We start from the raw sequence: 12261 nt of genomic DNA, 5'->3' as shown, positions 1-12261 counted from the left end.
AACTTATCCGTATGATTGGGTAGGTTGGCTTTTGTTGTTTCTGGACTAACTAATTCAAGCTGTTGATAATATTCTCAACTTCTTTTATTTTTTCTTGATTTTGCAATGTCTTGTATATTTGCAGTAACTCATTTAAGACCTGTTTATAAAGGACATGTTGCTTTTCATTGCTCTTTTGATAGACTTCAATCTGCATACGAGAATATTCTGCTAATTCTGCAATTTTTGTATAGTAATCTTTATCATCCTTTATGTAAATAGAATATAGCATGGCATACACAGAATGTAAATCCCAGCAGTTAGAAATAGAATTATTAGGATGCGCATAAATGTTTTCACGTTCAGCAACCAGTAAATCCAAAAGTTGTTTACTTTCTCCTTGTTCTGTCAATTCTATGCAATGCTGCATAACAGAATCAACATGTATTGTATTAGCTTGGTACCACTTCCATGATTTTTCTTTTTCAGCCTTACTCTCGTCTGAATATTTGAGCATTAATTTAATAAATTCTGTCGCTTCTTTTCTTCTTTGTCCAACTTCAAGATATTCTTTAAAAGTTTTGAGGCATAGTTCTCTATTCTCTGTAAAGACGTTAGGCATGCAGAACTGCGGTATAAACAGCTCAAACATTATGATTAATAGTAGTTTCATTTCTTATCATTTGTTGCCATTAAAAACTCTGCAATCTGTTTGAACACAGTTCCAGCCATTAGTCCACCGCTTGCAGGTTTATCTTTCTTGTTGATGGACACAATTATGCTGTATTGAGGATTATCGGCAGGGAAATAGCCACAGAACTCTACTGCGTATTCGCCATTTGGAAGTTGTATTGTTCCTGTTGCTCCAGCTATTTTTACTTTATCAGACATGGCTGGTTTAGCCAATCCATCCGTTACTGTATATTCCAGTGCTCGCTTAATATTATTGACAGCTGCTTTATCACCAATAGTACCTTGTGCTATGGCATTATAAAAAGTCAGATTCTGCAAAGGAGTAGTGAACACTCCATATCCCGAAGGATTATAGACAAGACTGGTATCTTTCACTTGATAGCCATACTTTGTAAGTGCTTTCGCAAAAGCCTGTGCATCCTTAAATGTATGCTTGGCTGTTTTATAGTTGGCAATATTTGAAGAAAGTCCGAATCCTTGTTGTATGGTAATCTTTCCATATCCTCCTCTGTACCAATTATGGTCGAGTAAGGTGTCTTTTCCTATAATTAAAGTACCATTATCGACGTCTACAGTATCAGAAAGCTGAACAGTCTTTGTTTCCAGTGCTGCCAACAGTGAAGCGGTACGTATCAAGCCAGATTCTTGTGGCTTGATTTCTGTACCAGCAGAGGCTTTTATTTCTCCCGTCTGTACTTCCATTACAATAACTTGTCCTGATGTAGCATCAAGTTCGGACAGCCTGTTTTGTAGGATGGAATCTACTTTTATTTGTAAGGTGCTATCTATGATAGTAGATGATTGTTCTACTTTTTGTTTGATAGGGCTACAAGATATGAATGTTGCTATACTAAGTAAAAGAATTATAATATTTCTCATATCGTAATATAAAGCATTACTAAAGAATCATTTTTTTCTATACATATCCATTCCTAAATTATAAATATCATTAATAGCAAAAGTTTCACTATCAGGTAAAGTACTAGTATCTGCTGTCAAAACTTGAATGGCTTGATTTATGTAACTTTGAGGTAATTGTATTTTTGCAGTTTCTATGAAAGCTGTAACAAACAATTCAGCTGCTTTCCCTTTTTCTTTTTGGTTTTTAAGGCTTTTCACTGACTCTAATAGATTTAGTATTTTAGAGCAAGTTAAAAGATATTGTTTCCAATCTATACTTCCTTTGTAATATGTAAGTATTGCCATTATCCAATAGTGTACCTCAAAATCCAAATTTGAACTAAGCGCATTGCTATTAAATAAAGAGATTAAATGAGGCTTATTAAAATTTGTAGATAGTTTCTGTAGAAAGCTATCTAATACAGTTTTACAATATTCAAGTTCACTAGAAGTTGATTTGTCTACAATTTCTTGTGCTAATTTCTCTATAATGGATTGTATCGGAACTTGAGATTCTTGGTAGGCAATAACTCCTGCTGCAAATGATTGTAAATATATAACTACCATTTTTTGAGAAAAAAAATTACTTTCATAAGGCTTACCAGTTTTAATTTCTGAAATAATATTAAATAACTCCTTTTCCATAGAATCAAAATTGGCTGAATTGTCTTCATCATCAGCAAAAGTCATAAATGCTAAAGTAATAAGACTTCCAAAGTCTGTGGCAATATTATCATTAAGTTTCATATCTTTAATTGATTTTATTTCGAAAGATTTTAAAGGAGTGTTAATATTTAAAATGGATTATTTAAATTAAATAATTTGAATAACTCTATACATAATGCTTCGTCTTTCATTACAGGTAACTCTTTGCCTTCATAGTTTAGATGTCCGTTTGAATATACTAATCCAGAGGTTGAATGTCTTGCAACTCCCATTACTAAACCCCATTTATAGAAAGTTATTTTCTCTGCGTCGATAACTACTTTACCCACTGGACATTTTACTGTTTGTTTAAAATCAAGAATTATTTCTTGAATCCAAGTACAAGTTAAATGGTTAGAAGTTTGGACTCCTGGTGTTTTTGTTATTGTCATCATATCAAGCAAATTTAGGATAAATAATGTTGAAAATATATTCGTTATCAGGTTCTGTAGGAATAAAGAAGCCCTTATAGTCAAGTTGCTTATTCAAAAATGAACATTTGAAGGAATTATCGTAATAGTAAACGAGGCACCCAAATTCCAAAAAATAATTAGGTGCTATATTTCCTGAAAGTCCTATCAATTCAGAATTGTCACATCTTCCAAATTCAATTTTATTTTTGTATATTTTAATATGGGGATTTTCATTTTGTGCTAAAACAATACCGTTTGCAATAATTCCCGAAAAGCACATAGCAGCTGCTTTAGTTAATGATTTTACAGAACTATCTAATTGAATGTCTATAGATTGAATATAAAAGCCCTCATCCATATCTGATTTTTTATACTTTCCAATTCCCTGAAGAAAGCTGTTGATAATAAAAAAGTGTGGGAACTCATATCATGTTGATATACACTTATTATAACTATTGACGCAAATATATATATTAATTGTCTATGGATTGCAAATATTCGATAATAAAATTTCATAATATAAATGTCAAAACCAACCACGCATATCATAAACTACAAGCTATATCACATCTTTAAAAAAATAATTTTCTTAAGCTTGTATCAATGCAGAGGTAACTACCTTACCGCAATCTGTTTCGCTTAGAACTATGCCTAGCAGATATATCCATTATATGCATTTTTTCTTACATAGTAGTTTTTGAAAGTTACTGTATATTAAGAAACGGGACAAAGTTCTTTATTTCTGAAAATGGCATTCTAATAACAGAATTTTCAAACTTTGTCCCATCAATTAGAAACTCAAACAGTTATAAGTATTTAACAGTTCTTCTTGTCTAAGTCCCAAGTATCTTTTAGTTATTGTTACACTTGAATGATTAAAGAGTTCCATCAGTTTAACCAAAGCCAATTCTGCATTTTCAGAGGATTCAAACACTTTCCTGCCAAAAGTCTTTCTAAGTGAATGAGTAGAAAAATGGTCTATTTTTAGATTGTACTTGCTTTTCAACTCTTTAAGTATAATGTTTATCCATTGGATAGAATAAACCTTGTTCTTACCTTTTCCTGATAAAAAGCAAAGTTCATTCAAGTTCTGAATATTTAAAGCGGTATAGCAGTCTTTAATGTGCTTTTGAAACTCTTTATTAATTCTCACTTCCCTACGTTTGCTTGTTTTCTTTTCAGTAATAGTAAACTTTGCATCATTGCTCAAAAGCATTGCCCAAGTAAGTTGTAATAGGTCAGAAATTCGTAAGCCAAAGAAAATGCCACACCCAATAAGTAGACTTATTCTATAATTTTTATCCCTATATAATTTTCTCACTAAGTTTGTTGCACTATCCCACTGTAGGCAGTCGCTTGTTGTATAACTGTTTTTTAAACTCATATTGTTTCAGTTTTATAGGCTTAGATATAAAAGTGAAAGTATATTTAGAAAATATTTTGTAATGCGCTGATTTCCAGATTGATTTCACTTTTATGAGAAAGTGTAATTAAGCCATTATATAGATAATGACATATATAATCAGTATTAGTAAAAAAGGATTAATAATACCTATTATTATCAGTAATAGAACTATCAATATACCCCATAGTATTAATTTAGTATCATCCTCCATTTTGTAGTGTTTTTACGTTATTAAAAAATAAAGGACAACTAACTGAATAGCTGCCCTTTCTTAAAAGCTCATTTAATCAATGAACCATTTATATTTTTCATCACCATGTAAAGCTGAATTGATTCCCAAAGCCATTTCTGTAGCATTAAGAGAACGGTCTAAGAATGAATCAATATAGCTTGACTTGTTAGCTCCAGTCAATAAATTGTAGAACTTCCACATATTAAGCTCACTTCCAAAGCTGCCAAAGTTTTCATCATTAATGTATGCCTTGGCTACACTGTTTATCTGCGTATCAGTAAGCAACATTCTGGGTAGTGCTTTCTGGTAGCCTGTTGGTAAGCATTGATAAAGTCGCATTCTGCCTATTATCTGACAGAACTGGTGTTCACTCATGGAAGTGTTGCCTAACTGCTGCATCAGATAAATATGTCTGGCTGGATTGTAGTTACTGAAAAGTTCCAGTGCTGCACGATATAGCTCTGTAGTATTGCTTACTCTCAAATCATCCTTGTAACCATCCGTAAAGATGCACATGTTACAGCAGACTTGATTTTTGAATCCGATAGCCAAACGGAAAAGTTCAGGAACTTTCTTTGAATATAGATTCATCTGGTTGTAAGCTCTTACTCCTACGATGGAAAGATTCAGTTTGTTTCCTCCTACTGTTTCATAGATAGTAGGAATATCAATGCTGAAAGCACATCTTTCATAATAGATAGTCTTGTCAGATTCCAAAAGTTGATTGGCTGGTTTGTGGATTGCTTCTGGGATTCTTCCTTTAATAATGTGGCTTGTTCTGATTGTGGCTTGTTCTACCTTTTCACCACAAAAGAAAGACTGTGCTGCATCCTGTATTGTTTCCACAAACTGAGCATGATTGATTGTAAGTTCATTGTCTTTAGAGAACACTGGAGTAATGCAGTCATTCTTTAAATGATTCAATGTTACTTCCTGTGTGTTTGCTTCGATAAAATGATTGGCTGGCTTTACTGGCTCATCCATGATAATGGTAGCTTCTTCTGCATATTCACCCAAATTCATTCTTTCACGATTGTTTGCCATAGCTGGCATGATAACTAAATTTCTCATATTGATAAAAGTTTAATTGATTAATAATTCCTTTTTATATCAATATATAGGAGGGGACTAAAAGGGTTGCGGGCCATAGAAACAGACACTCTTAGCTATTTTAGCTTACTGCCTGAATGTGGAGGGGCATTTCTGTATTAAGTACCTTATACATCTGTTCTTTTGACTTTTAGTAAAACAGTATATAAGTGATTTTTTAATTAGGTAGTCTTTTTTAGTGTTATTAGCTGTATGTGGTATACAGAAAGTATATGTTATATAATCTGTATTAGAACTGAAATTATTTGGAATTTATAATCTGAGAAATCGGTAGCTAAGAGTTCAGCACCGCATTTCTCGTAATCTAACAGAAGTAAGCATTGATTTACTCTATTACTATATTTAATGGCTTGGTTTCAGTCTTGTGCATATTTACGTTTAATGCTTTAGCTATGTATTTCAAAGTAACATCTTTAGAAACTATTCTTTTGTTTAGCAGACTTCGGATCTCTTCATCGGACATATTGGCTGTCTTGCATAGGATGGCATTTAACACAGGGTTGTTTCTCTTAGTTTGTCCGTTTGAAGACTGGGTAATTTCATCGTTTCTGTCTGGTGGAATAACGTCATTGTCCAGACACCAGTCATAGATAATATGATAAAGTCTGCTTAACTGGTCATTACTTTTAAAGTCTGGAATTATGGATTTGTTGAGAATCAGAAGTCCTTTAGGTATCATTTTTATCTGTCCCTCTTTAATTGCTTTCTCCAGATATTTATCTAGCGTCTTGACATCTATTCCTAATTTGCTGGCAAGTTCAGAATGGTTAAGCGCTCCTTTATAAGGTTTCTCACTTATATATTTGTTCGTTTCCTGTTTGCATACGGACTTTATAAGTAGTAGCAATCCTTTTATTTTGGTATCTATTGTTTCATTGAAGAAACTGTTTAAAACGAAAAAATAATTCTCTCCATCTTTTTTAAAATAATATCTGTTCGGGGATTTGATTCTGGTTTCTATCTTGTCAAATATGAAATCTGCGTTTTCTATCAGTCTGGGAACAATTGATTTTACTGTGCGGAAGGATATTCTTGTTTTTGCGGCAATGTATTCCCTTGTGGTTTCTGCTATATTGGTTTTATAGTTTCCTGTGGATTTTATGCCAGCTATAGCCAGTATTGTTTCCAGCTTGTTGTTCCCCTTGATTTTATGAATGTCTTTTGTCAGTGTTATATATGATTCCATTGTGCGCAAAGGATTGGTTGTTCATTTCTTCTAGGTATATGTTGTAAATATCTCCGTTCTTTAATGCTTTGTTGTATCTGCCTGTTCCGCCTAAGTATTGTTTCAGTTCCTTTCTTGAACCGAACAGTTTGTTGTGTGGTTTGTAAATCATCATAGTCTTATTAGTTAGTTAATTAATGTAGGTTGAATCTGATAATGAAGTGAAACGAATTATCTGTTATGTAATGTAAGTAATGTATGTAATAATATGTGGACGCTTTTTCTGTGGCTTATAGGACACTTTTTTCCTAAGTTATGGGACGTTTTTTCCGTACATTTTGGGAAAGATTTCTGACCTGTTTTCAGAAGAGTTTGGAGGGATTTTTCTTCGGTGTTTACTATGTTATTCATAGCATTAAAAAGTTCCAAGTAGAATCAACACTATTATCTATTATGAAGAAAATAAACCTTTTTGGATGATTATAGGATAGACGCGGTTTGCGTCTGCCCTATAATCTTGTATAAGAAAGAAGTAGCTTTCTGTATGTGCAGGTACAGGTACTTTTTTTAAGCAGGGTATATATAGGAATTTTTTCATAAAAAAGGTACTTGCCTATATGCCTTTTCGCATGGTCAGTTGATAACCTTTTATATTTTTCTGTTTCTTTTCTATCGCATGAAAAAATTCTAGAATTGTATGTGATGTTACCGCTTTCTTTGGCTCAATGCCGAACAGATTGAATATTCTATTGATTTCTTCTTTTATAAATTTTCGTGAATACCATATGCCCACCTCAAAAGAGTTGTATATCATCTGTGAAACTTCTGTTCCCGTAATTTTTGTATGGTAGTCAGCAATAATCATTGCTTCCTTGATTTTCTTTCGGTTGTATTTCAACCGTTCTATTTCTCCCTTGCCTATTTTGTCGTATGCTTCCACAATAAAACTGTCCGCTTTCTCCAAATCCCTTTTAAACTGATATTCCATTTCCGTTTTGCATTCACCAAGCAATTCAAGTTGCTGCACCATTATCTTACGTTTTTCCTTAATGGAGTTTGATTTGTTAAGACGTTGCAATCTTTCATAATCACCGAGTTTGTAATTCAGTAGGCTATAATGGTTGATAGTGAAAGCATCGCAGCTCTTATATGATTCATGCAAATTATTGGGACAATTATAATATCCTTTCACCAATTCTGTATTGATATAGTTGTCTATCTTGAAATATCTGGTCCTTCCTTTCTCGTCCAGCATTTCTGCATAGGGCAGACTGACAAGAACAGCACTATATGCGTCTTTTGCTGAAACTGTTGTTGCATAATTATAATGATTCTGTAATATACCGTAAACGTCTTTCCAACATGAAATGCGTCCTTTCAGTTCTTCCTTGCTTCTCACTAGGAAGTTGAGGTTGGTATTGCTGATATGGTGGATAGCGGAAATACCGTTTCTGAATCTTCCCACGCATTGAATCGTGTCCGTATTCGGGTCAAATGCGGTATAGTCCGCAAAATAGCAGTCTGTCAGTAATAATATGGTTGGCTTTTCTTCTAGTTCAATATCCACCGCATTATAAAAACGTGAAGTTAGCCAGTTGTATCGCTTAATTATGTCTTTGTTCCATATATCAGAAACATTGTCAAACTTCAAGCTTTTCAGCTTTTCAACACTCTTTTCAGAACAGAATACTGCGGATTCGTCAAGCAAGCCAAGTTGGTGCATCATTGAATAAATGGTATCTGTAGAATTACAGAACACAAAGCAATTACCATTCAGGCCTGCTAACACTTCTTTTACTGCCTGCAACAGATTATTTGTCACATGGAGATTCATGTCTTTAACATAGTCGAATGTTGGTTTGATGGTAATGGTCTGGAATTTCTGCTCCTCAAAACGTGGGTCTGTAAACTCTATGGGAGTGGCAGACACCAGTGCCTTATTTTCACATTCAAAAAACAAATCCATAGGTAGTGCTATGTCGGGACGAAAACCTGAATCTTTGACTATCTTGTGGCACTCATCGAACAATAGAAAGCAGTTATAGCGTATATTCATATCCATTTCTTCAAACGCTCCCAGTACCTTGTAGAAACTTTCTGGAGTAGTGAGTATCTTGATATATTTGTTCTGTTTGATACTCCTTTCCATATATGCCACTATGTCATCTGTATAGACACCATCAGATACTCCAAAAAGATTGTCTTTCCCATGCTTCGGGTCTTTGCATTTTCCACTGATAACGGGTTTGTTCGGCTCTATTATGACTGAATTGCGATGTGCTTTTAATTCCCCGTAAGTAGCACCAAGTCCCGTAAGTTTTTTATATAATATGGTGTTGGTGGGTATTTCGGGTAGAATTTCTGTCAAGTATTGAATTTTGCCGTTTGCTTTCTTGCTGACTGTTATCTCTTTATTCTTCATATTTCTCACATTTAAATAGTTAGAAAAGGGGGAAAACTCCCCCTTACATTTGATTGGCAGATAGATTGATTAGATAGTCTGTTTCTGTTCACGTAAATACTCCAAAGTTTCATTTGTCCGCTTGATTCTGAACATTATCTTTCCCTTGAAGCAAGGCAGAATCGCACTGATTGATTCGGGATGTTCTCTGAACAATGGGATATATTGAATAATCTTCCCGATTTTAATCATTTCTTTTAGCATCTCAAACTGGAAATCTTCATTCTCATTCAAAGTATCAACTTCTTTCGGGTTTGTATCGAAGTCTGCTACATCACCAGTGAATAAATAGTTCAACAAGCCTTGATAGGATGCAACTTTCAGTTGGTATTTGAATCCTGCCACACGAGCGGATTCTATCCATGCGCAAGGTATATTGTCCTTACTTCCATAGAACTTTACTATAAGCTGTTCCTTACGTTTCATCATTTCCTGCAGGGTGTTGTAAGCACCTTGATTGTCATAAACACGAACTGAACTTGCAGCATTTACAGAATAATTAAAATTACTCATATTTATTTTACTATTATAAATTAAACATGTTTATTAGCGCAATCATTGACTTTGGCGCCTTACTGTCTTTGATTGCTGTTTTCAAAATTCTAAGATTTGTTTACTTGGTTATCGGTAATGACCTTAATTCTCCCTTACTATTCTTCGGAGCGAACTTCCTTAATATGCTGAATGGAATGAATCATTCCCGTTTAACCTTTCAATGTTCTCTTGTCCTTTTGACATTGCAAAATTAGGAAAGAAATAAGGGGTAATAAAGCGTTTTGCCTAATGCCCATGTGTGTAGAAAGCATGTCTATTTTAGTACGTAAAAAAAATGCGTACCGAAAAAATAAGCCTTTCAGTACGCATTTCTGCTATGGTTTTATGTATGTTATTTAAGAAATTACCATGTAGTTATTAGCTATGACAGACGGAAATTTTTCATTCTTGTATCTTCTAAGGAGATTGGATAACATTCTGTTTTTATTGTTCTCTGAATCGTATTCTTCATTATATCTTTTACCATCATAACCTACAGTATAGATAAGTCTCGAAATAAGTATCATCTTGTCTTTAGATACCTTTACTTTTTTATTGGGTATGGTGGTAGCTTTTCTGTTTTCTATAAAGAATAGAAACATATCAGTAAATTTCCATTTTTTATGAGATATGTCAAGACTGAACTTTTCTTTAAAATCCATCTTTGATAACAAGCTATTGTCTATAAAGCCTTTCAAGCCTATCTCTTTTAACTGTTTGATTTTTGTTTCTCTGTCTTTGTTACTATTTATAATCTTTGTGTATGATTTACTGAAATGATGAATTGCAATTTGAATGATATTTATCAAATCTTCTCTTTCTGTATAATAACTTTTTTTATTGCCTTGCTTCAAAGTAATACTTGACGCATCACACAATTTAGTTAGAAAAGTAGCAAAGTCTTCAAGTACGGACTTTCCCATAATGGGTGCATTTGTACCAATATCTTCTATAAAGTCATACACGAACAGAAGCAGATACCAAAACTTGCTAACATCTAACTTATACGCTTCAATGGTATTCTGTAAATCTTCATTAGATAAAAATTTCTCTTTGAAAGAATCGTCCAATTTTCTGTATTCTCGTTTCTTGTATTCTTCCAAAGTTCCTTTGAATGTTTTCATCTCTTTGGCTCTCTCGTATCTTTCTTCATCAGATAGATTTCTTTCCGCATATCTGTTGGCAAATATGGCTGGTGCGGAAGATACATCTTCATAATCGGGTAGGAAGTGATTGGCTACTTCCCACACATATTCCAGAAGTGGTTCATCAAGGCATTTATAGCTTTCATACCAACCTATCTTTAAATCTGGTAGTTCCTCTATTAATTGCAATTGTTTCATTGACCATGTTATGTTTGTTATACTGCAAAATAAGAGAAAAGTCTGCAATCTTTTCAGACTACAGACTTCTTTTTATTATAATAGATTCTTCATTGCATCATCCACTTGTTCGTTATCAAATTTACTAAGATATATCTGGGTAGTTTTTATATCTTGGTGTCCTAAAGCTTGTGATATGATTCCAATGTTTACTCCAGATTTCTTTAATATGGTAGCGAATGAATGTCGAGCAACGTATGTGGTTACTTCTGCCGTTATCCCTAGTTCTTTAGCAAAGGCTCTCAATTCAGTATTTACTTGATGGCAGATTTTATGTACTCTGTTACTTTTTTGCATGGGTGTTATATGCCGTTTGCAATGTAAAATAGGAAATAGATATTCTGCTTCTTGTTGATAAGTAGAATATTTTGCAATTATTGTTGAGGCTTCTTTTGATAATAGAAGATTGATATTGCCATGTGTTTTTTGTCTTTGGTAAATCAGTCTGTCCTCAACAATGTTATGATGCGTCAAGTTAGCAATATCCACAAACGAGATTCCTCCACATAAATAGGAGAAAGAAAACAAATCGTGAGTAAGTTGTCTAAGTCTACTTTGATTTGTACAATCTGCATTTATAATTTTCAGAATATCATTTTTGGATAAGGCTCTTTTAATAGTTTTGGTATTGAAGTGGCTTAACTTGTATTCAATAAACGGATTCTTTTCACGTGCCACTATCTTTGCTTCTATTGCTTTATTATAGGTAGCTCGTAAAGTACGGAACTGATAACTGAGAGTTGTGTCTTTGTTCCCTTTACTTCGCATCCAGTCCTCAAATTTTTTGCAGAAAGAAACGTCGATATGGCTGAAAGTATAATTTAGCTTTTTACCTTTATTGAAATTGCGCAGGGTATTGTATGAGTTTAGGTAAGCATAACTATTACCAATTCTACCTTTCTGCTTTAAATCTTCGATTAGTGACAGGTAGAATTCTTCAACCGTTTTTGCTTTAATTGAATCTTTCTGTTCATTGATAAGGGAAGATGCCGTGAATTCCTCCTTTTTGAGCTCTTTATCAAGTACCTTAGACTGATATTCCATTTCAGTTTTCAGAATGATTTGTTTGATTTGATTTCTATTGGGACAATTTGTTCTTGGTTGGTTTTTACTAAAGTCCCAGTGTTGAGGATTAACGGATATGCCTAAACTTTTCATTGTACGTTTTCCATCTTTGGCTATTCTTACCATTAATGGCGATTCTCCGTTTGCAAGCACTTTATGCTTGTAGCAAATAATAGAAATTGCAGCTTTCATAAAAAATACGGTTGACTTCTTGGTT

12 protein-coding genes are annotated in these 12261 nt (G+C 33.6%); all 12 read right to left on the bottom strand.

Annotated elements, in window-relative coordinates; all coding sequences use genetic code 11:
• Positions 1 to 49: 49 nt before the first annotated feature.
• The 12 genes from WKT12_RS11270 to WKT12_RS11215 all read right to left on the bottom strand — a co-directional run bounded on the left by WKT12_RS11270 (position 50) and on the right by WKT12_RS11215 (position 12236).
• A complete protein-coding gene (locus WKT12_RS11270) occupies positions 50 to 652 on the bottom strand; it encodes a hypothetical protein (RefSeq protein ID WP_340319734.1) in 603 nt (200 codons plus the stop codon).
• Complete coding sequence (locus WKT12_RS11265) at positions 649 to 1551, bottom strand: penicillin-binding transpeptidase domain-containing protein (protein WP_340319733.1); 903 nt, start codon at positions 1549 to 1551, stop codon at positions 649 to 651. Before WKT12_RS11265 ends, WKT12_RS11270 begins: the two co-directional genes overlap by 4 nt.
• Before the next feature lie 27 nt (positions 1552 to 1578).
• Positions 1579 to 2319, bottom strand: coding sequence for a hypothetical protein (locus tag WKT12_RS11260; RefSeq protein WP_340319732.1), 741 nt, complete (start codon positions 2317 to 2319; stop codon positions 1579 to 1581).
• Between the two features lie 47 nt (positions 2320 to 2366).
• The gene (locus WKT12_RS11255) at positions 2367 to 2672 is read right to left on the bottom strand and encodes a hypothetical protein (protein ID WP_340319731.1); all 306 of its coding nucleotides are present in this window, start codon (positions 2670 to 2672) and stop codon (positions 2367 to 2369) included.
• A gap of 1 nt (position 2673) precedes the next feature.
• On the bottom strand, positions 2674 to 3048 hold the full coding sequence (locus WKT12_RS11250) for a hypothetical protein (RefSeq protein ID WP_340319730.1): 375 nt from the start codon (positions 3046 to 3048) through the stop codon (positions 2674 to 2676).
• 432 nt (positions 3049 to 3480) lie between these two features.
• The gene (locus WKT12_RS11245) at positions 3481 to 4074 is read right to left on the bottom strand and encodes a tyrosine-type recombinase/integrase (RefSeq protein WP_340319729.1); all 594 of its coding nucleotides are present in this window, start codon (positions 4072 to 4074) and stop codon (positions 3481 to 3483) included.
• A gap of 304 nt (positions 4075 to 4378) precedes the next feature.
• Complete coding sequence (locus WKT12_RS11240; RefSeq protein ID WP_340319728.1) at positions 4379 to 5398, bottom strand: DUF3871 family protein; 1020 nt, start codon at positions 5396 to 5398, stop codon at positions 4379 to 4381.
• 364 nt (positions 5399 to 5762) lie between these two features.
• Positions 5763 to 6623, bottom strand: coding sequence for a MarR family transcriptional regulator (locus WKT12_RS11235; protein WP_340319727.1), 861 nt, complete (start codon positions 6621 to 6623; stop codon positions 5763 to 5765).
• Between the two features lie 592 nt (positions 6624 to 7215).
• On the bottom strand, positions 7216 to 9024 hold the full coding sequence (locus WKT12_RS11230) for a DEAD/DEAH box helicase family protein (protein ID WP_340319726.1): 1809 nt from the start codon (positions 9022 to 9024) through the stop codon (positions 7216 to 7218).
• A 69-nt stretch (positions 9025 to 9093) separates the two neighbouring features.
• Positions 9094 to 9576: a hypothetical protein gene (locus WKT12_RS11225; RefSeq protein WP_340319725.1), complete on the bottom strand. Its 483-nt coding sequence runs from the start codon at positions 9574 to 9576 to the stop codon at positions 9094 to 9096.
• 377 nt (positions 9577 to 9953) lie between these two features.
• Positions 9954 to 10940 carry a hypothetical protein gene (locus WKT12_RS11220; RefSeq protein WP_340319724.1) on the bottom strand — a complete coding sequence of 329 codons (987 nt, stop codon included), beginning with the start codon at positions 10938 to 10940 and terminating at the stop codon, positions 9954 to 9956.
• 75 nt (positions 10941 to 11015) lie between these two features.
• Positions 11016 to 12236, bottom strand: a complete 1221-nt coding sequence (locus WKT12_RS11215) for a site-specific integrase (protein WP_340319723.1) — start codon at positions 12234 to 12236, stop codon at positions 11016 to 11018.
• Positions 12237 to 12261 lie beyond the last annotated feature (25 nt).

This window comes from Phocaeicola sp. HCN-6420 (assembly GCF_037890145.1).
Lineage (GTDB): Bacteria > Bacteroidota > Bacteroidia > Bacteroidales > Bacteroidaceae > Phocaeicola.
This window is presented reverse-complemented; position numbering and strand designations above follow the sequence as displayed.